22 protein-coding genes are annotated in these 20,940 nt (G+C 37.3%); 3 read left to right on the top strand and 19 right to left on the bottom strand.

Going from position 1 to position 20,940, the window contains the following annotated elements; genetic code table 11:
• Nucleotides 1–200: 200 nt before the first annotated feature.
• The 6 genes from QRN68_RS15100 to QRN68_RS15125 all read right to left on the bottom strand — a co-directional run bounded on the left by QRN68_RS15100 (nt 201) and on the right by QRN68_RS15125 (nt 6,631).
• Nucleotides 201–1,490, bottom strand: a complete 1,290-nt coding sequence (locus QRN68_RS15100; protein WP_285397725.1) for an adenylosuccinate synthase — start codon at nt 1,488–1,490, stop codon at nt 201–203.
• 174 nt (nt 1,491–1,664) lie between these two features.
• Nucleotides 1,665–1,796: a hypothetical protein gene (locus QRN68_RS15105; protein WP_285397726.1), complete on the bottom strand. Its 132-nt coding sequence runs from the start codon at nt 1,794–1,796 to the stop codon at nt 1,665–1,667.
• 89 nt (nt 1,797–1,885) lie between these two features.
• A complete protein-coding gene (dnaB, locus tag QRN68_RS15110) occupies nt 1,886–3,247 on the bottom strand; it encodes a replicative DNA helicase (RefSeq protein WP_285397727.1) in 1,362 nt (453 codons plus the stop codon).
• Between the two features lie 13 nt (nt 3,248–3,260).
• Complete coding sequence (rplI, locus tag QRN68_RS15115; protein ID WP_285397728.1) at nt 3,261–3,707, bottom strand: 50S ribosomal protein L9; 447 nt, start codon at nt 3,705–3,707, stop codon at nt 3,261–3,263.
• Nucleotides 3,704–5,677: a DHH family phosphoesterase gene (locus QRN68_RS15120; RefSeq protein WP_285397729.1), complete on the bottom strand. Its 1,974-nt coding sequence runs from the start codon at nt 5,675–5,677 to the stop codon at nt 3,704–3,706. Before QRN68_RS15120 ends, rplI begins: the two co-directional genes overlap by 4 nt.
• Nucleotides 5,678–5,689: 12 nt before the next feature.
• On the bottom strand, nt 5,690–6,631 hold the full coding sequence (locus tag QRN68_RS15125) for a YybS family protein (protein WP_285397730.1): 942 nt from the start codon (nt 6,629–6,631) through the stop codon (nt 5,690–5,692).
• 575 nt (nt 6,632–7,206) lie between these two features.
• On the opposite strand from QRN68_RS15125, the gene QRN68_RS15130 reads away from it, so the two are divergent.
• The gene (locus QRN68_RS15130; protein ID WP_285397731.1) at nt 7,207–7,818 is read left to right on the top strand and encodes a hypothetical protein; all 612 of its coding nucleotides are present in this window, start codon (nt 7,207–7,209) and stop codon (nt 7,816–7,818) included.
• 442 nt (nt 7,819–8,260) lie between these two features.
• On the opposite strand, the gene rpsR is transcribed toward QRN68_RS15130, so the two are convergent.
• Genes rpsR through rpsF form a run of 3 tightly spaced genes read right to left on the bottom strand, consistent with a single transcriptional unit; the run spans nt 8,261 to nt 9,433 of the window.
• On the bottom strand, nt 8,261–8,500 hold the full coding sequence (gene rpsR / locus QRN68_RS15135) for a 30S ribosomal protein S18 (protein WP_289420137.1): 240 nt from the start codon (nt 8,498–8,500) through the stop codon (nt 8,261–8,263).
• A gap of 35 nt (nt 8,501–8,535) precedes the next feature.
• A complete protein-coding gene (gene ssb / locus QRN68_RS15140) occupies nt 8,536–9,105 on the bottom strand; it encodes a single-stranded DNA-binding protein (protein WP_285397733.1) in 570 nt (189 codons plus the stop codon).
• A 40-nt stretch (nt 9,106–9,145) separates the two neighbouring features.
• Nucleotides 9,146–9,433: a 30S ribosomal protein S6 gene (gene rpsF, locus QRN68_RS15145; RefSeq protein ID WP_285397734.1), complete on the bottom strand. Its 288-nt coding sequence runs from the start codon at nt 9,431–9,433 to the stop codon at nt 9,146–9,148.
• A 173-nt stretch (nt 9,434–9,606) separates the two neighbouring features.
• Between rpsF and QRN68_RS15150 the strand changes: the two genes are divergently transcribed.
• A complete protein-coding gene (locus QRN68_RS15150; protein ID WP_285397735.1) occupies nt 9,607–10,167 on the top strand; it encodes a DUF3267 domain-containing protein in 561 nt (186 codons plus the stop codon).
• A gap of 69 nt (nt 10,168–10,236) precedes the next feature.
• Here QRN68_RS15150 and QRN68_RS15155 read toward each other — a convergent pair whose 3' ends face one another.
• The 4 genes from QRN68_RS15155 to QRN68_RS15170 all read right to left on the bottom strand — a co-directional run bounded on the left by QRN68_RS15155 (nt 10,237) and on the right by QRN68_RS15170 (nt 13,700).
• Complete coding sequence (locus QRN68_RS15155; protein ID WP_285397736.1) at nt 10,237–11,277, bottom strand: acyl-CoA dehydrogenase family protein; 1,041 nt, start codon at nt 11,275–11,277, stop codon at nt 10,237–10,239.
• A gap of 80 nt (nt 11,278–11,357) precedes the next feature.
• Entirely contained in the window at nt 11,358–12,458 is a 1,101-nt protein-coding gene (gene ychF, locus QRN68_RS15160) for a redox-regulated ATPase YchF (protein WP_285397737.1), read from the bottom strand.
• Nucleotides 12,459–12,613: 155 nt separating this feature from the next.
• Entirely contained in the window at nt 12,614–12,814 is a 201-nt protein-coding gene (locus tag QRN68_RS15165) for a DUF951 domain-containing protein (RefSeq protein WP_285397756.1), read from the bottom strand.
• Nucleotide 12,815: 1 nt separating this feature from the next.
• On the bottom strand, nt 12,816–13,700 hold the full coding sequence (locus QRN68_RS15170; RefSeq protein ID WP_285397738.1) for a mechanosensitive ion channel family protein: 885 nt from the start codon (nt 13,698–13,700) through the stop codon (nt 12,816–12,818).
• A gap of 93 nt (nt 13,701–13,793) precedes the next feature.
• Between QRN68_RS15170 and yyaC the strand changes: the two genes are divergently transcribed.
• Entirely contained in the window at nt 13,794–14,426 is a 633-nt protein-coding gene (yyaC, locus tag QRN68_RS15175; protein WP_285397739.1) for a spore protease YyaC, read from the top strand.
• On the opposite strand, the gene QRN68_RS15180 is transcribed toward yyaC, so the two are convergent.
• The 6 genes from QRN68_RS15180 to mnmG all read right to left on the bottom strand — a co-directional run bounded on the left by QRN68_RS15180 (nt 14,343) and on the right by mnmG (nt 20,928).
• Nucleotides 14,343–15,059, bottom strand: a complete 717-nt coding sequence (locus tag QRN68_RS15180) for a DUF554 domain-containing protein (protein WP_285397740.1) — start codon at nt 15,057–15,059, stop codon at nt 14,343–14,345. The genes yyaC and QRN68_RS15180 overlap by 84 nt on opposite strands.
• A gap of 78 nt (nt 15,060–15,137) precedes the next feature.
• Complete coding sequence (locus QRN68_RS15185; protein ID WP_285397741.1) at nt 15,138–15,986, bottom strand: ParB/RepB/Spo0J family partition protein; 849 nt, start codon at nt 15,984–15,986, stop codon at nt 15,138–15,140.
• Complete coding sequence (locus tag QRN68_RS15190) at nt 15,979–16,740, bottom strand: ParA family protein (RefSeq protein ID WP_285397742.1); 762 nt, start codon at nt 16,738–16,740, stop codon at nt 15,979–15,981. Before QRN68_RS15190 ends, QRN68_RS15185 begins: the two co-directional genes overlap by 8 nt.
• A gap of 377 nt (nt 16,741–17,117) precedes the next feature.
• Nucleotides 17,118–18,014: a nucleoid occlusion protein gene (gene noc, locus QRN68_RS15195; RefSeq protein WP_285397743.1), complete on the bottom strand. Its 897-nt coding sequence runs from the start codon at nt 18,012–18,014 to the stop codon at nt 17,118–17,120.
• Nucleotides 18,015–18,193: 179 nt separating this feature from the next.
• Nucleotides 18,194–18,910, bottom strand: coding sequence for a 16S rRNA (guanine(527)-N(7))-methyltransferase RsmG (rsmG, locus tag QRN68_RS15200; protein WP_285397744.1), 717 nt, complete (start codon nt 18,908–18,910; stop codon nt 18,194–18,196).
• Between the two features lie 122 nt (nt 18,911–19,032).
• Complete coding sequence (mnmG, locus tag QRN68_RS15205; protein WP_285397745.1) at nt 19,033–20,928, bottom strand: tRNA uridine-5-carboxymethylaminomethyl(34) synthesis enzyme MnmG; 1,896 nt, start codon at nt 20,926–20,928, stop codon at nt 19,033–19,035.
• Between the last annotated feature and the right edge of the window lie 12 nt (nt 20,929–20,940).

Here is a 20,940-nt window from a genome sequence, read left to right on the forward strand (position 1 = left end):
CGTTAGCACTTCGCTTTCGCACAGAGCAAAGCTTCCTAGGGGCGTCCGATGAGCCAATAACCGTATTTTTATGAAAATTTCAGCTTATGTAGGTTGAGCTACTGAGGGCAACACGTAGGCGTTATCATAGAATATAGTTTCTTTAACAAATACAAAAAAGGCGTACCGTATACGGCACACCCTTTTGTATTTTTCATTTATTATGCTTCCCAAACGTCCACTAAAACGTTCGTTTGTTCACGTGCAGGACCAACAGAGAAAGTAGCAATTTGAATACCTGTTAATTCGCTTACACGTTCTACGTAGCGTCGTGCATTCTCAGGTAGCTCCTCTAATGTTTTGCAGCCTGTTACATCTTCTGACCAACCTGGAAGCTCTTCATACATTGGCTCACATTGTTCAATAATATGAAGATTTGCAGGATACTCCGTAATTGTTTCATCTTTATATTTATACGCTGTACAGATTTTCACTGTCTCTAAACCAGATAAAACGTCAATAGAATTAAGTGCAAGATGTGTAATACCACTTACACGACGTGAATGACGTACTACTACTGTATCGAACCAACCTACACGACGTGGGCGACCTGTTGTCGTACCATATTCACGACCTACTTCACGAATTTGCTGACCCACTTCATCAAATAATTCAGTTGGGAACGGACCATCACCAACACGAGATGTATAGGCTTTAGATACACCAATAACACTTGTAACTAGTGATGGACCAACGCCAGCACCGATCGCTACACCTCCGGCAACAGGATTCGAAGATGTTACAAATGGATACGTACCTTGATCGACATCAAGTAAAATGCCTTGTGCACCTTCAAATAACACTTTGCCGCCCTCATCAAGTACATCATTTAAGATTTTAGACGTGTCTGTTACATATTTTGCGATTTCTTGTCCATAGCCGTAATATTCCTCGAAAATTTCTTCGAATGTTACACCTTCAACTTCATAGAATTTCTCGAATAATTTATTCTTAATTGCTAAATTATGACGTAGTTTTTCTTCAAATACATCCTTGTCTAATAAATCAGCCATACGGATACCGATACGTGCTACTTTATCTTGATAGCAAGGTCCAATCCCTTTACAAGTCGTACCAATTTTATTATCGCCACGGCTTTCCTCATCAGCGATATCTTGTTTGATATGATAAGGTAAAATAACATGTGCACGGTTAGAAATACGTAGATTATCCGTATCAATCCCACGCTCTTGCAATCCTCTAAGCTCAGTTACTAATGACTTTGGATTAACAACCAATCCATTTCCGATTACTGAAGTTTTTTCTTTATAAAAAATACCTGATGGAATTAAATGTAGCTTATAAGTTTCACCATCAAATTTAATAGTATGTCCTGCATTATCGCCACCTGCAAAACGAGCGATTGCATCGGCTTTTTGTGAAAGGAAATCTGTAATTTTACCTTTTCCTTCGTCTCCCCACTGTGTTCCTACAACTACTACTGATGTCATAATCAGCACCTCCGTTAGATACGATTTGTATCTCAATTTTTAAGCCGTTAATTATTGTAACAATGATAGAAACGCCTAGTCAACAAAAAAAAGTTAAAAACACGAACATAAAATCAAATAAAATGATTCAACGTTCGTGTTTAATAACAGAATGGTATGAATATTATCTAACATTCAGATTAATTCCGTCTTGGCGTAATCGCAAACGTTAAATTCCTCTTTTTCAATCGGTGTTTGGCCAAACATTAAAAGAACTACATTTGCATTCATCTCAGAGCTCTTTCCTAGTGGCGCCCGATGAGTCACTCGCTAGCGCTCCAAGGTCTCATCTGTGACGCTGATCCCCAAGAAGTCGCCCAGTCTTCACTCCTATTGGTGATGAGCCAAATAAATATTTAATCACGCGGAGGTGGTGGCGGCATTTGCGACCAATCCACATTAATGAATTTATTGAATTCTTTTTTAAAAGCAAGTGTAACTGTACCTGTTGGACCGTTACGCTGTTTAGCAATAATAATCTCAATCATATTTTTACTCTCGGACTCCTTATCGTAATAGTCATCACGATATAAGAAGGCAACAATATCAGCATCTTGCTCAATACTTCCCGATTCACGTAAGTCACTCATCATTGGTCGCTTATCTTGACGTTGCTCAACGCCACGAGATAACTGTGATAATGCAATGACTGGAACCTTTAATTCACGCGCTAAATGTTTTAAAGAACGTGAAATCTCAGATACCTCTTGCTGACGGTTCTCCCCTGCTTTACCACTACCTTGAATAAGTTGTAAATAGTCAATCAAAATCATACCGAGGCCATGCTCTTGTGCTAAACGTCGACATTTTGCGCGAATTTCATTGATACGTACACCCGGTGTATCATCAATAAAAATTCCTGAATTTGATAAACTCCCCATTGCCATAGTTAGTTTACCCCAATCTTCTGTTGTTAAAGCACCAGTACGTAAAACTTGTGCATCTATATTTCCCTCTGCACAAAGCATACGCATAACTAGCTGCTCAGCACCCATCTCTAAGGAGAAGATCGCAACATTTTCCCGCGCTTGAACGGCAACACTTTGTGCGACATTCAATGCAAAGGCTGTTTTCCCTACAGATGGACGTGCCGCAACAATAATTAAATCGTTACGCTGGAAGCCAGCTGTTATATGGTCTAAGTCACGGAAGCCTGTCGGAATACCTGTAACATCACCTTTTTGTGATTGAAGCTGCTCAATGTTATCAAAGGTTTCCACCAATACGTCTTTAACATGCTTAAAGTCACCCGCATTTTTACGACTGGCTACCTCCATCATTTTCTTCTCTGCTTCACCAAGTAATGCCTCTACCTCATCTTCACGAGTATAGCCATCTTCTACTATTTTAGTAGCTACACGAATTAAACGACGTAATAGAGCCTTTTCTTCGACAATTTTCGCATAGTGTGCGACGTTAGCAGCTGTAGGGACAGCATTGGCGAGCTCTAGTAAATACGATAGCCCGCCAACATCCTCAATTTCTTTTTTAGCTGATAATTCTTCAGTAACTGTGACAACATCTATCGCTTTCCCTTGATCACTTAAACGTAGCATCGTTTCGAAAATTTGCTTATGTGCATTATGATAAAAATCATCTGCTAGTAAAATTTCAGATGCAGTGATTAACGCTTGAGGATCAAGGAAAATTGCACCGATAACCGATTGCTCCGCTTCCCGGTTATGCGGTGGGACGCGGTCCATCATCGGTTCATTCATGGATTGCCGCCCCTTATTCTTCCGTTACATGAACTTTTAATGTTGCAGATACTTCATGATGTAGTTTTACAGGTACATTTGTAAATCCTAGCGCACGAATTCCATCACTTAAAGTCATTTTACGTTTATCAATTTTAAAGCCATGCGCTTTTTGAAGTGCATCGGCAATTTGCTTTGTAGATACTGAACCAAATAGGCGACCACCTTCACCTGATTTTGCTTTTAATTCTACTGTTAAAGCCTCTAATTTTTCTTTTAATTCTTTTGCTTCAGCTAATTCTGCAGCAGCATTTTTAGCTTCTAATTTCTTTTGTCCTTCTAATTGACTCATTGACTGTGCATTTGCTTCGGCCGCATAGCCATTTTTAATTAAGAAATTTTGTGCATAGCCATCTGCTACATTTTTAATTTCTCCTTTTTTCCCTTTTCCTTTAACATCTTTTAAAAATACTACTTTCATGATTCCGAACTCCCTTCGAGTACCTCATTTATGGCCTCTTCTAAATATTTTTTTACTCCAGCAATGGAATTTGCTTCGATTTGGCAAGCTGCATTCGTTAAATGCCCACCGCCGCCAAGCTTTTCCATAACAAGCTGTACGTTTACCTCGCCAAGTGATCTTGCACTTATGCCGATTTTGCCATCTGAACGATGTGCTATGACAAAGGAAGCACTAACATCCTTCATTGTTAGTAAAATGTCTGCGGTTTGCGCAATTAGTACAGAATCATACACTTTTGCTTCTTCACCTACAGCAATAGCAACACCTGGCTTCACGAACTTAACAGTTTGCACTATTTTAGAACGCTCAATATACGTATCGACATCTTCTTTTAGTAATCGCTGTACTAACACTGTATCGGCACCATTTGTCCGTAAATATGAAGCTGCTTCAAAAGTACGGGCTCCTGTACGCAGTGTAAAACTCTTCGTATCTACAATAATTCCCGCCAGTAATGCAGTAGCCTCTAGCATATTAATCTTTGCCCGTTTTGGTTGATATTCGAGTAACTCTGTCACAAGTTCAGCTGTGGACGAAGCATACGGCTCCATATAAACAAGCGTTGGATTTTCTATAAAATCCTCACTTCTACGATGGTGATCAATCACTACAACTTTTTCAGCCAGCTTCAATAGATGTGAATCGATGACTAGATTTGGTTTATGCGTATCGACAATAACGAGCAATGACTTTTCTGTCATTCTTGTCGCAGCTTCCTCAGGTGTTAGGAAATTTTCATAGAAATCCGATTTACTCTCAATTTCACTCATTAAACGCGTTACACTGCCGTTTAATTCGTCAAAATTTAAGATGACATAGCCCTTTACATCATTCATCTGTGCCATTTTACGTACACCAACAGAGGCACCAATAGAGTCCATATCAGGGTTTTTATGTCCCATAACAAACACTTGATCACTATCCTGAATTAAATCACGTAATGCATGGGAAATAACACGTGCTCTAACGCGCGTACGTTTCTCAACTGGATTCGTTTTCCCACCATAGAATTTTAGCTTTCCGCTAGGTTGCTTGATGGCAACCTGATCACCACCACGACCTAAAACAAGATCTAGACTTGATTGTGCTAATTCACCAAGTTCTACTAATGAAGATGATCCTGCACCAACACCAATACTTAATGTTAATGACATATTTTTTTGCGCTGTTTTTTCTCGAATGGTATCTAAAATAGCAAATTTTTTCTTTTCAAGCTCCATTAAAATGGATTCGTTTAATACAGCTAAAAAACGATCAGATGATATTCGTTTCACAAATATCCCTTGCTCAGCCGCCCAATCATTAACAATGGATGTCACCATCGTATTCGTTAAACTACGCGGTTGATCATCCATTGCTTGCGTAATTTCGTCATAGTTATCAACAAATAAAATCGCAATGACTGTACGATCTGCATAATATTGTTTTTCAATAGCTATTTGCTCAGTAATATCAAAGAAATATAGCAAATTCTCTTCTTTTTTATAATAAACTCGGTACTTACGATCACGGAGCGTAATTGTATCTTCGTTGGTCTCCTCGGACTTCATTAGCACGTAGATGTCATCAGATATATTAACGATTCCTTCACCTACTAAATTTTCCATATTCAAAACACTTTGCATATATGGATTCGACCATTCTATTTCATATTGCTCATTTACAAGTAAAATTCCAATTGGCATTTCTAGCAATGCTTCTTCCCCAACTTTTTTCATGCGGAAGGAGATGGATTCAATATACTTTTCTGTTTCTTCAAAGGTAATCTGTTCTACCTTCCACGTATAGGCTGCTAATAGAACAAAACCTACTCCATAACCAATACCTACCCCGATATTCCAAATACATAGAAGCACGAACGTCACAATGCCAAAAATGGAAAGAACAAAAAGCGGATAGCGAATTGGTCGTTTTCTAAAAGTCCCCACTACATCAGCCCCTTATTCTTGAGTTTTCCCTTTCACAAGTGAACGTACATCGAAACCTAAATCTAATATACCTAGCAATATCATAAAGGATGCTAATGGTAAGGCTAACAAAGTAGCTATCCATTTGACACCATTCGGCATTCCCTTTTTAGAAATGAAATAATGTATAAAGGAAATCCCCTGCAGAATTAGTAACACCCATAAAATATAAGAAACATTTAAAACAATAATATCTAATGTAGATCCAAGTTCTGGACGCATAAATAAATTAATGCACAACACAATCATGTAATACCACAGAATAGATCGTGGTAGACGCATATTTTGAAACGGTGCAAATTTCGGTACGTCTAAACCAAGACGTTTTAATACAGGTAAATTTAACGTTATGATAATAAATGCTGCGAAAAATGCAGAGATTGTTACTGTTGCAGGTATTGTCAGCTCAATTGTTTTTAACATTGCATCAATCATCTCTGGCTGAAATACTTCTTGACCTGTCACACTTTTTGCAAGTTCATTTGATTGCTCATAATTTTCACGTAAAAGCTCCAAGCTCATGTTAATTATGTTGATACCAGCAAATTGCACATAGGCTACATAGACAATTGTCGATGATAGAAGAAAAGCAATCCCAGATGACATGAATAGGTAAAGTTTGCTCTTCTTTAAATAAATTGCATTTCCTATAATGACACCAATTAATGCCAAAATAAAGGCAAATGGCAACATAGTTATGCCACTCGTTAAAGTGGTTAAGGTACAGCCTACTACTGCTACGAGTATTGATGAGGAACGCTTGTAATTTGCGCTATACCAAGCAATCGGCAGTGGAGCAAATATTAGACCTACTATAAAAATAAGTGGTACGTATGCTGAAATAAGCATTAGAATCGTAAAGATTGCGACCATCATTGAGCCTTGTACAAGCGCCTTTGTTTGATTATTCGGCATTGAAAACCTTCCTTTTTTCAGTCAAACTTACTGTCCTTTATTGTACCATCTTTTCACGTTATTGAACAAAAAACGCTAAGAACAACCATATGCTTTGTCATTAATTTTGTAGAACCCATGACTAAGATGTTAAAAACATAGCTATATGGGAGATTTTTTATCGAAAGAGCACTTAATATTACAATTTGTCACATGAAAAAAGGCTTTTAATCGAAATGATTATAAGCCGTCTTGTTTTAAAAATGTCCTTAGTCGATTGTTTCTCAATCTCTAACATTGCATCTTTTCTTTATTCATGTCTAGTAAGAGTGTAATAAATTCTCATAATAATAGCAAATGGTAATATATAGAGCAATTACTGAGATAAACTAAGCTCATCACCATAACGTGCAGTTGATTTCCGTTCCGACCGGGCGCTTTCCTTGGGGCGTCGGGCCAACACGAAGTTGGTCACGAAGGCGTTATCACAGAACGGGATGCTTTTAGCCTTCTTTCCCCTCCCCGCTTCGCTCCAGGGTCTCATCTGTGACGCTAATCCCCAATAATTAGATATACTTAATATAGGAGGTGATAAGATGAATAAATGGCTAACAGGTTGGAGCATATTCATTTTTTCAATTGGAGGACTAGTAATATTACTAATATTCGGGACTGTCTTTTCATTATTTAATTATAGGGCATCGTTGACACAAGATGAAAAAGAGGAGGAAAAGGTAATTTCACAAGCAGAACAATACATACAAGAGAAATATCCAACTATGAAATACGAAATCCCCCATGTCCTTTATGATAGTGATGATCAATATCCTGATTTTGAATATGCTGCAATGATTTTAAATACAGAAACACAAAAAACGTTCAAGGTTTATGAAAATAAAAATACGAAACAAATAGAAGACGATATAACAATTCAAGAAGAAGCAAAATTCATAGAACAATTAAGACCAGAAGTTTATAGTTATATAACTAAAACATTTGGGGAACCGGAAAGTATTTCATTTACGCCCACATATCATACAAGAGGTACACCTACGCTTAATATTCGATTAAATAACAAAAAAGAAGAAATAAACGAAGAAATGTTTCAATCTTTTATTGATTATTTACAGCAAGAATTGAATGTTGAACATGCATATGTAAATTTTTTGTATGATAATGAAACTGAAGCATGGAGTACGGATTTTTAAATAGAGCATGGGAGTATATTTTTCCCATGTTTTATTTTTATTTAACAAACGATGCTTTAACACATTTTTGGCTCATCACCAAAAATTGCGGATGACATTTTTTAAAATATATGCGTTGTATATTAGTTGATCTTCGTTCCGACTGGGCTACTCCTTGGGGATCAGCGTCACAGATGAGACCTTGGAGCGAGCAACGCGAGTGAAGCGGCTCATCGGACGCCCCCAGGAAGCTTTGCTCTGTGCGAAAGCGTAGCGACAGCAACAACAAATGTTTTCTGTAGCGAAAGCGTAGCGGCAGCTACAAAGCGCCCAGTCGGAACGGAAATCAACCGCACGTTTTAGTGGATAGCCACATTTTTTATATTTCTACATAAATTTAAAATTAAGTACATAAAAAAAGTACAACAAAGGTTAAATAACCCATGGTGTACTTTTTCATATCTTATTTATCTTCTGCTACGAATGGAAGTAATCCCATGATACGAGATACTTTGATAGCTGAAGTTAATTTACGTTGGTACTTAGCGCTAGTGCCAGTTACGCGACGTGGTAAGATTTTACCGCGTTCAGAGATGAATTTTTTAAGTAAATCCACATCTTTATAGTCGATTTTCGTAATGTTATTAGCAGTGAAGTAGCAAACTTTACGGCGTTTGCGGCCTCCGCGACGTGGTGCCATAATGTGTCTCCTCCTTATCATTTTTTATTTTAGAAGTATTAGAATGGTAAATCATCCTCAGATACTTCTATCGGTCCTTTGCTATTAGCAAATGGATCCTCATCTACACGTGTATAATTCGGCTGATTCATAGGTGGTTGATTTTGCTGATAAGCATCGCCTCCAAATGAACCCTGTCCTGGCATAGCACCACCAAACTGTTGTTGTGGTTGACCACCGCCATATGACGGTTGGTTATTACCGTAAGTCTGTCCACCGTATTGAGGAGATGCAGGAGCACCACTACCACTACGAGGTTCTAAAAACTGTACGCTATCTGCCACTACATCTGTTGTGTATACTCGTTTACCATCTTGTCCTTCATAACTGCCTGTTTGAATGCGACCTTCCACTCCAATTAAACTTCCTTTTCGCATGAAGTTCGCTAGGTTTTCAGCCTGTTTGCGCCAAGCAACACAGCTAATGAAATCAGCTTCGCGATCACCTTGTTGGTTTGAGAATGTTCGATTCACAGCAACTGTAAATCGCGTAGACGCAATTCCATTCGGTGTATAACGTAGCTCAGGATCTTTTGTTAGTCTTCCAACTAATACGACACGGTTTATCATCAGAAATGCAACCTCCTTTTTTCAGCATTTTGTTAAATGATTATGCTTCTTGGCGAACAGCAATGTGACGAATGATATCTTCGCTAATGTTAGCAAGACGTGTGTATTCGTTAATTGCTTCTGAAGTAGCGTTAACTTTCACGATTTGGTAGAAACCTTCGCGGAAGTCTTGAATTTCATAAGCTAAGCGGCGTTTGCCCCACTCTTTTGATTCGATGACTTCTGCACCGTTAGAAGTTAAGATTTCGTTGAAACGTTCAACTAAAACTTTCTTCGCTTCGTCTTCAATGTTCGGACGTACGATGTACATTAATTCGTATTTTCTCATCTGTTTACACCTCCTTATGGACTTAGGCTCTCCTGTATACAGGGAGCAAGGAGCAAGTAATAATTATTACTCACATCAATGAATTGTAACATATAGGCACTATTCTTTCAAGTCGCAAACAAAGAAATCATTCTATATAATAAATATAATTGATTCATGAAAGGAGAGCTTTCATGCTACCAGATAAAGAACCAATCGTAATAGAGTTGGATATAAAAAAACTAATGATGGACAATATTGTTGTTACAAGCGGTCTCGTTATATTATTTGTAGCTATCCAATATATTTGCTTTAAAGATTTTGATTTTTCATTTTGGAGTATGATTGGCGGGTCTATACTTTTTGCAATCCTGTATATTGTTTTCATTGTATTACATGAAGCCTTTCATTTGATTGGTTTTATGGTCTTTGGAGGCGTGCCCTTTAAATCGTTAAAATATGGCCTTAATTTAGAGCTTGGCGTAGCGTACGCAACAACTTCACAACCATTACCAAACCATGCAATGAAAAAAGCTTTATTACTTCCATTTTGGACAACTGGCGTCCTTCCGACAATTGCTGGTTTCTACTTTAACAGTACTGTTTTAATAGTAGTGGGTGCTTTTTTAATAGCTGGAGCAGTCGGTGATTTTTCTATGTATAAAGCATTACGTAAATATCCAAAAAATGCGTTAATACAGGATGATCCTCATTTACCTAAGCTTTATGTATATATGCCCGAGGAAAAGAAATAACTTGGATTAGAGACACGTTATAAATAGAATCTGCTTTTACTCCAAGCAGATTCTATTTTTGACACAAATTTATGGCGTTAAAAAACTATGCTGTGCAGCTGTATATAAATTTCTCCAAATACGATTTATCGAAGATGTTTCCGTAATTGCATCCATACCGAGTCTGCGTATTAAGCTATTGGCACTATCTACACAAGCTGCTGCAATGTCTTTACTCATTCGTGAAAATTGTTGTAGTTCTTCTTCAGTCAACACATGACCTTCTTTATGTTTTTGCCAGTATTCATTTAACTTTGAATAAAATTGCTCCTCTAGCTGTCTAACGTTTTTCTTTTGCTGCATCAATAAAAATTGTAATGCCCCCATACGTTCAGCACGACTTAGATCATGGTTTCTTTGCTTTACTAAATTAGACGCCTCTTCTAAGAAGTTTTCTGTTATCCCAAGACAAACACTTAAAAAAGAAGCTTCTGCAAATGCACCAAACGGAAAACTATGTACCGCATTTCCATACTTATTTTTAATCGTGCCTAGTTGGAATGTTGCCTCTTGGGGGATCCAAACATTTTGCACACGAATTGTATGACTAGCTGTCGCTTTTAAGCCCATTGCTCGCCAATCGTTCATTACCTCTACTTGGTCACGATCTACTGAGCAACTAATTATTTCATCTGTTCTAATACCTTCATTCTCGACAAAGCAATTCATCGTAAAAGTTGTAGCATAATCTGCTCCACTACAATACTTCCATTGCCCTGTTACACGATAGCCCCCATCCATTTTTATCGCTGTTCCTGTAGGATAACCACTCCCTGCTATTACTGCATTTCTTGGTGAATAGATTTTTTCACAAACATCTTGGTTTAATGTTGGGATAAATGCGTTACCACCAGTCCCGATCGTAACAAGCCAGCCAAAGTTTCCATCAAGGGCAGACATTTGTTGAAATACTTTCATGCCCTCTAGTAAATCTAAATCTTTCCCTCCTAATTCCTTTGCTGTGAATAGCTTAAACAATTGGTGTTCATAAATAACCTCTAATATATCTTTTGGCAATCTACCTAGCTGCTCAATTTCTAAACCACGATCTTTTATTTGTAATATGTTCATACTAATCCTCCAGATTGAAAATTTAGATAAAAATATATACAAAAAAGGCAATCTATTGAAAGATTGCCCCTGTTCGTTTTTTACACATTGAAACGGAATAACATAACATCGCCGTCTTGTACTACATACTCTTTACCTTCAAGACGTACTTTACCAGCTTCTTTAGCAGCAGGTTGAGAACCAGCTTCTAGTAAATCATCGAAAGCAACTGTTTCTGCACGAATAAATCCACGTTCAAAGTCTGTATGAATGACTCCAGCACATTGTGGTGCCTTCATACCTTTACGGAACGTCCATGCACGTACCTCTTGTACTCCAGCAGTGAAGTAAGTTGCTAGTCCTAGTAAATCATATGAAGTACGGATTAATTGGTCTAAACCAGATTCTTTAATGCCTAGTTCTTCTAAGAACATCGCTTTTTCTTCATCATCAAGCTCAGAAATTTCTTCCTCGATTTTTGCACAAATAGTGATAACTTGAGCGCCTTCAGCAGCTGCATACTCACGTACCTTTTGCACATATTCGTTATTATCAGCGTCAGCAACCTCATCTTCTGAAACGTTCGCTACATAAAGCATAGGTTTAATTGTTAAAAGATGTAGCCCTTTAATAACCTTTAGCTCGTCTTCCGAAAGCTCTGCAGCACGTGCTGGTCGCCCATTTTCTAATTGTTCTTTAACTTTTACAAGGATTGGTTCTTCAATCATTGCTTCTTTATCTTTTTGCTTTGCCATTTTGCCAACACGTTGTAATCGCTTATCAACAGATTCTAAATCAGCAAGTGCAAGCTCTAAATTAATGACCTCAATATCGTCAATCGGATCTACTCCACCTGACACGTGCGTAATATTTTCATCAACAAAACAACGTACAACTTGGCAAATTGCATCTACTTCACGAATATGAGCAAGGAATTTATTCCCTAACCCTTCACCCTTTGAAGCGCCTTTTACGATCCCAGCAATATCTGTGAACTCAAATGCTGTTGGTACTGTTTTTTTAGGTGTTACTAATTCTGTTAATTTATCTAAACGTGCATCTGGTACTTCAACAATACCGACGTTCGGATCGATTGTTGCGAATGGATAGTTTGCAGCCAATGCGCCCGCTTTTGTAATTGCGTTAAATAATGTTGATTTTCCAACGTTAGGTAAACCAACGATTCCAGCTGTTAATGCCATAAATGGACACAACCTTTCTATAATCAGTTCAAATTTGCTATTATCTCCCGTACTAACGGATACTGTGAGGACGCAGAAAATCCCCACCGATTAATCACTGTATAACCCTATCTATTATATTGATTCACTCATAAAAAGTCTAATACACATCTAAGTTACTCTTCACTAGCGGGAATTAAAACCTTTTTCATTTTTTTCTCAAATTCACGACGTGGAATCATGACACTATGCTGACAGCCTTCACATTTGATACGTACATCAGCCCCCATACGAATAATTTTCCACTCATTTGTGCCACATGGATGCTGCTTTTTCATTTCAACAATATCATTGAGACCAAATTTCTTCGCTTCCATATTATTCACTTCTCCCCTCTTCTTTCCCATTAATACCATACAACATCATTTTCGGATGAGCCATTGGTATATTATTTTCCTCAAAGAGTCTTGTAACATCACGACGAATTGCACGCGCCACCCCGTATTGTTGCTGTGCCAATGTTTCTGCAACTATACGAATAGTTACCTCTGTACCCTTAACACTTTGTACACCTAAAAAGACTGGTACTGCTACAAGCTCTTGATGAATATCTGGTAGAGTTTCTAAATACTTTTTAATAATGGCTTCTGCCTTTTCAAAGTCTGCATCCGTCATCATTTGTAAATCTATGAAAATTTTAGAGTTATTTATTGAATAATTGACAACCTCACCGATCGCACCATTTGGAATAATAAACTGCTCGCCAGTAGCACCATTAATCTTTGTTGTTCGTAAACCGATTTCTACAACAGTTCCTTCTGCTGCATTTATTTTTATATAATCGCCTACACCGAATTGGTCTTCAAAAATAATAAAGAATCCAGTAATGACATCCTTAACTAAGCTTTGCGCACCAAAACCGACTGCTAAACCGACAATCCCTGCTCCAGCCAATAACCCCGCTACCTTAATATGTAAGATAGAAAGAATAGCTATGATTGCTGAAAAATAAACGACATAGGAGATGACACTTTGTAATAGTCTTGCAATTGTTTTTTGTCGACGTTCTGAGTGGTTTAGCGGTGAACTCATTCGTATTAAAAATACTTTTTTAATAAATTTTTTACCTAATCGTACAACTATCCACGATGCTAACAAAATAAGCGTAATTTTAATTGAAGCATTTAATATATTTTCCCAAAACGTCTCTGACATCAACGTGTCCCAAAATTTCTTAATTACCTTTTCGTTAAAGTAATCCATTAATACCACCTCTTGAATAACTTGCTAAAAATTTGCGTATACTGCATAAAAATCGAGCACTTCTTACAAATAAAAAGGAAAGCGAGTTTTTTTATGAATACTATACCAAATTTAGTACTCCCTTATTCTCTTCATCATGAAAGTAAAAATGCTGTTTGGCAGTTAAGTACATTATTTTTAGAACATATACCCTTTCATCATGAACGCCTTATTTTTTGTTGTATTGGAAGTGACCGTTGTACAGGTGATACACTCGGCCCATTAACAGGCAGCTTTCTAAAAAAGTCTGTTAGCTTTCCATATGAAGTTGTAGGCTCTTTAGATGATCCTTTGCATGCTCTTAATTTAGACACTTCTATGCAACAGCTACACAATCATACTATAAAACCTTTCATTATTGCGATTGATGCATGTCTTGGAAGTGAACAAAATGTTGGACATATTTCTGTACAGAATGGACCAATTTTTCCGGGGAAAGCTGTAAAAAAACAATTACCCCCAATCGGTGACATTTCTGTAAAGGGCATCGTCAATATTGGAGGCTTTATGGAAATGCTTGTTTTACAAAACACAAGACTTCATATTTCGTATGCAATGGCTGAAAAACTTTCAAGAGCTCTATTACTCGCTGTACATCGCTACTCACTGAAAAGTATAGAAGATAGCAACCATAAAGCCGACAACAATGATACCTGGCAGCAAGTTAGCAGCCTTGATCTTAGTTAAGCCTGCTATATTTAAACCAATGGCAAAAATCATCACACCGCCTACAGCAGTCATTTCTGTAATAAACATTTGTAAAGCTGTATCTGGTATAAAAGAGCTAATGGCACCTGCAAATAGTGCAATTAATCCTTGATATACAAATACCGGAACAGCAGACAACAACACACCAATCCCTAAAGTAGATGCTAAAATGATCGATGTAAATCCATCGATTATTCCTTTCGTAATAAGCACATTATGATCATTGCGCAGACCACTATCGAGTGCACCTATTACAGCCATAGAGCCAACTACAAATATTAATGAGGCTGTTACAAAGCCCTCTGCGATACTTTGATTATTATTATCAGAACGTTTTTTGCTGAATAAAGATTCTACCCATTGTCCAAGTCTATTCATTTGCTTATCTAAATCTAACCACTCACCAATTACTGTACCAACAACTAAACTTACCACTAAAATAATAAAATTATCACTTTCAAAGCCCATTTTAATCCCTAAAAGTGCAACTGCTAAACCGATGATTGATAATACAGAAGACTTCATCGATTCAGGAATATTTTTAAAAATGCGCCCTACTAATGCACCTGTCATAATGAGTAAAGCGTTAATGAGTGTCCCTAATAATACCACGTTCTACCCTTCTTTCTCTCTAGAAAAATAGAGAGCGCCTTTTAGCTCGGCGCTCTGATTACGTTATTGATATTTCTATTACTCTTCCTGTAAATTTAGTATTTCTAATATACGTTCTAAATCATCTTCAGAGTAAAATTCAATTTCAATCTTCCCTTTATTATTAGCTTTCTTAATTTGGACATTCGTTCCAAAATAATCACGTAATTGTGTTTCCTTAGCTGCAACAAATATATCCTTTTTCTTCGGTTGATTTGTTTCACGTGAAACTTCTTCATTTAAATTTTGTACTAGCATTTCAACTTGACGGACATTTAAACCTTGTTTAATGACCCTATTTGCTACTTCCGATATTCTTCTTTTATTTTTTAATCCTAGTAATGCTCGCCCTTGTCCCATCGATAATGTGCCATCATTCATGAACGCACGAACATCCTCTGGTAATGCTAGTAAACGGACATGGTTGGCAATATGCGGTCTACTCTTCCCTAATCGTTTGGATAGTTCCTCCTGCGTTAGATGTAAGTTTTCCATTAGGCTTTGATATGCCTCAGCCTCTTCGATAACTGTCAAATCTTCGCGCTGTAGATTTTCTAAAATAGCTAGCTCCATCATTTGCGCATCTGATAGCTCTTTTATAATAGCTGGAATAACTTCTAATCCAGCTAATTGAGTCGCTCTATAGCGGCGTTCCCCAGCAACTATTTCATATTTTCGCCCTTTTTTACGGACAGCAATTGGCTGTAAAATACCATGTTCCTGTATCGAGTCTGCTAATTCTTGTAAAGTTTCTTCATCGAAAATTTTACGAGGCTGGAATGGGTTTGCAACGATACACTCTAATTGTATTTCTTCCACGTGCCCACTTTGTTCTAAAGACTCTCCAGGAAATAATGCACCTATGCCTCTTCCTAAACCTTTAGCCATTTTTAATCACTTCCCTCGCCATCTCTAAATAAACTTCTGCACCTCTTGACTTTGCGTCATAAGTGATAATTGGCTGCCCATGACTTGGAGCCTCACTTAATCGCACATTACGAGGAATAATTGTTTTGTATACTTTATCTTGGAAATATTTTTTTACTTCATCAATAACTTGTAAGCCTAGGTTTGTTCGCGCATCAAGCATCGTCAATAATACACCATCAATATATAATTGCTGATTTAAATGCTTCTGCACTAAACGGACGGTTGATAACAACTGGCTTAGCCCCTCTAATGCGTAATATTCGCATTGTACAGGAATAATAAGTGCATCTGATGCAGTTAAAGCATTAATTGTTAAAAGCCCTAACGACGGTGGACAATCAATAATAATATAATCATAGTCCTCTTTTACATCTTGAAGTGCATGCTTTAAACGTACTTCTCTTGAAATTGTCGAAACTAATTCAATTTCTGCTCCTGCTAGTGAAATGGTTGCTGGAACAATTGCTAAATTTTCGACATTTGTTTCTTTAATGACATTTTCAACGTTTTCATCATCAATTAGCACATCATAAATACAGCCTTGAAGATCTCCTTTATTAACACCAAGTCCACTTGTTGTATTTCCTTGTGGATCAGTATCGATTAAGAGCACTTTCTTCCCTAAATATGCTAGACAAGCGCTCAAATTGACCGATGTCGTTGTTTTCCCTACGCCACCCTTTTGATTGGCGATTGCTATAATTCTACCCATTTAAAAGCACCTGCTTTCATCTATCAAAGTTCGCTTTGACAAATCATTTGTAAAATCACTGTTCAATACCGCTATCTTACTTTCATTCTATCAAAAAAACAGAAGATAGTTGTATAAAATATTAAGAATATATGCAAAAAAGGAGACATCTCAGAAAAATTACTGAGATGCCTCCTTCGTACAGAGATATAAAAGCGGCTCATCATCATAACGTAGGGTTGATTTTCGTTCCGGCTGGGCGCTTTCCTAGGGGCGTCACCTAGCCTTCATTCCAATCAACTTATATACATGGTATACGTTATACAAATGACATCCTCAACTTTGAAGATGTCATAAAAGTTAATTCTTTATTTTTCTAATAAAACTTCAATCACGACTTAAGATTTTTTCTTTTTAGGTATTTTCACTGTAATTTGATAATATTCCTCTGTATCTTCCTCTTCAGTCTTCACTGTTATACCACTCTTCGTTACCATAGATAATGATTGTTTAATAGTATTCAAAGCAATACGCACATCTTTACTAATCGCCTTACGTTTAGGCTTTGCTTTCTTCGGTGTTTCTTCTTGTTCTGCCGCTACAGGATGTAATAAAGTATGAATTTGCTCTTCTAACTGACGAACATTCCAATCATTTTCTATCGTTAGTTGTAAAATTTCTAGCTGTAATGGCTGATCTTTTATCGCAATTAATGCACGTGCATGTCGTTCAGAGATTTCACGCTTCAAAATGGCTTGCCGCACTTCTTCAGGCAGCTTTAATAAGCGTAATTTATTGGCTACCGTGGATTGTCCTTTTCCGAGTCGTTGGGCTAGAGCTTCTTGTGTCAGCTCATGAAGCTCCAATAATTTTTGATAGGCCACAGCTTCTTCAATTGCAGTTAACTCTTCACGCTGTAGGTTCTCGATTAACGCGATAGAAGCTGTTTCCTTATCAGTTAAATTTCTTATAATGGCCGGAACTTCTGTCCATTGTAGCTTTTTCATTGCTCGATAACGACGCTCACCAGCAATGATTTCATATTGATTTTCTGCTGTTTTACGTACAACAATTGGCTGAATCACACCATGTGTATGAATGGTTCTTGATAATTCTTCAATTTTTTCATCATCAAAAATAGTACGTGGCTGAAAACGGTTAGGTACAATTTGATCAATAGGTAGCTTTATAACTTCTTCTGCTGCATGAACCGCCTCTGCTTGTTCTACTTCATTTTTCACAATAGGCTCAGTTTTATTTCCGCCTCCAAAAAAACGTGAAAAAGGACTTTTCATCCAAGTGGCACCACCTTTAAGTAACTATCTTGCTCTGTGTCATTCTATTATTATTTATTATATTTCTTAAAATGTATATAGTTCATAGATGTCATTTGCGTGAACCATCCATAACTAGTATGTATGCTCAAAATAGAAAAAATATTTTCTACTTTGAGAAGTTTCACATGAAACACTAATTATTGAATCGGTGATTTATTTGGTACACCTGGTTTACGCGGATATTTTTTTGGTGTTCCTTTTATTTTATCAAAGATATATAAAATACGGTCACTTTCTTCAACAGGTAGCTGGAAAGAAAATTCTTCTTTTAGCGTAACCCCGAATGTAGTCAATGCCTTTTTTGCTTCTTTTAATTCTTCTGCACCTGCTGCTGCTTTTAAAGCAACAAAATAGCCACCTTGTTTTGCTAATGGTACACATAATTCCGATAAGACCGTTAAACGGGCTACTGCACGGGCTGTTACAACGTCAAACTGCTCACGATATTTCACATTTTGAGCAAATTCCTCTGCACGAGCATGAACAAAATGCATATTCTCTAATTGCAACTCATCACTTAAATGATTTAAAAATGTAATTCTTTTATTTAAAGAATCGACAATTGTTACGTGTAAATGCGGGAAACAGATTTTAACCGGAATACTTGGGAAACCAGCTCCTGCTCCAACATCACAAACTGTCGTCACTTTTGAAAAATCAAAATAGAAAGAGGCACTAATCGAATCATAAAAGTGTTTTAAATAAACACCTTGTAAATCGGTAATAGCAGTTAAGTTCATCTTTTCATTCCACTCAACAAGTAGCTCAAAGTATTTTTTGAATTGAGCCATCTGCTTTTCTGAAAGTTCGATGCCCTTCTCCTTTAGTGCCTCAAAAAATTGTTGTTCGTTCATGTAAAGTCTCCTTTATCTATATGGCTTCACTATCTATTATTGATTTGTAAAAATAGCATAGCCTAAAAATAGGAAGCGGGCACAATGGTATGCCCGCCTCATATTCACTTTACTGCTCTTAATTATTCACCGCTAACACGTGCGATTTTACCTTGCTCAATATAAACAAGTAATATTGAAATATCTGCTGGATTTACACCAGAGATTCGCGATGCTTGGGCAATGGAAAGTGGTATAACTTGTTTTAATTTTTGTCGAGCTTCTGTTGCTAGACCTGAAATAGCGTCATAATCAATATTTTCAGGGATTTTTTTATTTTCCATTTTATGAAGCTTTTCAACTTGTTGCAATGCTTTTTCAATATAACCTTCATATTTAAGCTGAATTTCAATTTGTTCCTTCACTTCATCCGAAAGCTCTACGTCTGCTGGAATTAACGAAGAAATTAAATCATAATGCATTTCTGTACGTTTTAATAAATCCGCGCCACGAATACCATCTTTTAGCTCACTTCCACCTACAGAGCGAATAGCAGCTTGTGTTGCTTCATTTGGTTTAATAATTACTTCACGAAGACGTGCAATTTCGTTATCAATCAGCTCTTTTTTCTCATTGAATTTTGCATATCTTTCCTCAGCAATCATCCCAATATTATAACCTAGCTCTACTAAACGTAAATCAGCGTTATCATGACGAAGTAGTAAACGATATTCTGCACGAGATGTTAGTAAGCGATACGGTTCATTTGTTCCTTTTGTTACTAGATCATCAATTAAAACGCCAATATAAGCATCTGAACGATTTAAGATTAATTCTTCTTTACCAAGCACGTTAGCAGCAGCATTCATCCCAGCCATTAAGCCTTGAGCAGCCGCTTCCTCGTAACCTGATGTTCCGTTGATTTGACCAGCAGTATACAATCCTTTGATACGTTTTGTTTCTAACGTTGGCCATAATTGTGTTGGCACAATTGCATCGTACTCAATAGCATAACCAGCACGCATCATTTCCGCCTTTTCTAAACCTGGAATTGATTTTAGTAAACGTGTTTGTACATGTTCTGGCAAGCTAGTTGATAAACCTTGTACATATACTTCACGTGTATTACGACCTTCTGGCTCTAAGAAAATTTGGTGACGTGGCTTATCATTAAATCGCACAACTTTATCTTCAATAGATGGACAATAACGAGGACCTGTCCCTTTAATCATCCCTGAATACATCGGTGAAAGATGTAGGTTTGCCTCGATAATTTCATGTGTTTCTGGACTTGTATAAGTTAACCAGCAAGGAAGCTGATCCATAATGAATTCAGTTGTTTCAAAGCTGAAAGCACGTGGAACATCATCTCCTGGTTGAATCTCTGTTTTATCATAATCAATTGTACGATTATTCACTCGTGGTGGTGTACCTGTTTTAAAACGCACAAGATCAAAGCCGAGCTCTTTTAAGTTATCTGCTAAACGGATTGATGGTTGTTGGTTATTTGGACCACTTGAATATTTAATGTCTCCAATAATGATTTCACCACGAAGGAATGTACCTGTTGTGATCACAACTGTTTTAGCACGATAAATAGCACCAATTTGTGTAATTACACCTTTTACTTCCCCGTCTTCGATAATTAACTCTTCCACCATTCCTTGGTGCATTGTTAAGTTTTCAGTTTCCTCCAACACACGTTTCACTTCTTGTTGGTATAAAACTTTGTCTGCTTGTGCACGTAATGCACGTACAGCAGGACCTTTTCCTGTATTCAACATACGCATCTGAATATGCGTTTTATCAATAACTTTCCCCATGACGCCACCTAGTGCGTCAATTTCTCGTACTACAATTCCTTTGGCAGGACCACCAATGGATGGATTGCATGGCATAAATGCAATCATATCTAAATTGATTGTTAACATCAGTGTGTTAGCACCCATTTTGGCAGCAGCGTGTGCAGCTTCAGATCCTGCATGACCTGCGCCAATTACGATAACATCAAACGTGCCTGCCTCATATTTTGTTGGCATAGCTCGTATCTC

The sequence above is a fragment of the Lysinibacillus sp. fls2-241-R2A-57 genome, assembly GCF_030209535.1.
Classification (GTDB): Bacteria; Bacillota; Bacilli; order Bacillales_A; family Planococcaceae; genus Lysinibacillus.

Coding starts and splice junctions, on each gene's coding strand:
- QRN68_RS15100 (WP_285397725.1), bottom strand. CDS start 1,490: ATGACATCAGTAGTAGTTGTAGGAACACAGTGGGGAGACGAAGGAAAA.
- dnaB (WP_285397727.1), bottom strand. CDS start 3,247: ATGAATGAACCGATGATGGACCGCGTCCCACCGCATAACCGGGAAGCG.
- rplI (WP_285397728.1), bottom strand. CDS start 3,707: ATGAAAGTAGTATTTTTAAAAGATGTTAAAGGAAAAGGGAAAAAAGGA.
- QRN68_RS15125 (WP_285397730.1), bottom strand. CDS start 6,631: ATGCCGAATAATCAAACAAAGGCGCTTGTACAAGGCTCAATGATGGTC.
- QRN68_RS15130 (WP_285397731.1), top strand. CDS start 7,207: ATGAATAAATGGCTAACAGGTTGGAGCATATTCATTTTTTCAATTGGA.
- ssb (WP_285397733.1), bottom strand. CDS start 9,105: ATGATAAACCGTGTCGTATTAGTTGGAAGACTAACAAAAGATCCTGAG.
- rpsF (WP_285397734.1), bottom strand. CDS start 9,433: ATGAGAAAATACGAATTAATGTACATCGTACGTCCGAACATTGAAGAC.
- QRN68_RS15150 (WP_285397735.1), top strand. CDS start 9,607: ATGCTACCAGATAAAGAACCAATCGTAATAGAGTTGGATATAAAAAAA.
- QRN68_RS15155 (WP_285397736.1), bottom strand. CDS start 11,277: ATGAACATATTACAAATAAAAGATCGTGGTTTAGAAATTGAGCAGCTA.
- ychF (WP_285397737.1), bottom strand. CDS start 12,458: ATGGCATTAACAGCTGGAATCGTTGGTTTACCTAACGTTGGAAAATCA.
- QRN68_RS15165 (WP_285397756.1), bottom strand. CDS start 12,814: ATGGAAGCGAAGAAATTTGGTCTCAATGATATTGTTGAAATGAAAAAG.
- QRN68_RS15170 (WP_285397738.1), bottom strand. CDS start 13,700: ATGGATTACTTTAACGAAAAGGTAATTAAGAAATTTTGGGACACGTTG.
- yyaC (WP_285397739.1), top strand. CDS start 13,794: ATGAATACTATACCAAATTTAGTACTCCCTTATTCTCTTCATCATGAA.
- QRN68_RS15185 (WP_285397741.1), bottom strand. CDS start 15,986: ATGGCTAAAGGTTTAGGAAGAGGCATAGGTGCATTATTTCCTGGAGAG.
- QRN68_RS15190 (WP_285397742.1), bottom strand. CDS start 16,740: ATGGGTAGAATTATAGCAATCGCCAATCAAAAGGGTGGCGTAGGGAAA.
- noc (WP_285397743.1), bottom strand. CDS start 18,014: ATGAAAAGTCCTTTTTCACGTTTTTTTGGAGGCGGAAATAAAACTGAG.
- rsmG (WP_285397744.1), bottom strand. CDS start 18,910: ATGAACGAACAACAATTTTTTGAGGCACTAAAGGAGAAGGGCATCGAA.
- mnmG (WP_285397745.1), bottom strand. CDS start 20,928: ATGCCAACAAAATATGAGGCAGGCACGTTTGATGTTATCGTAATTGGC.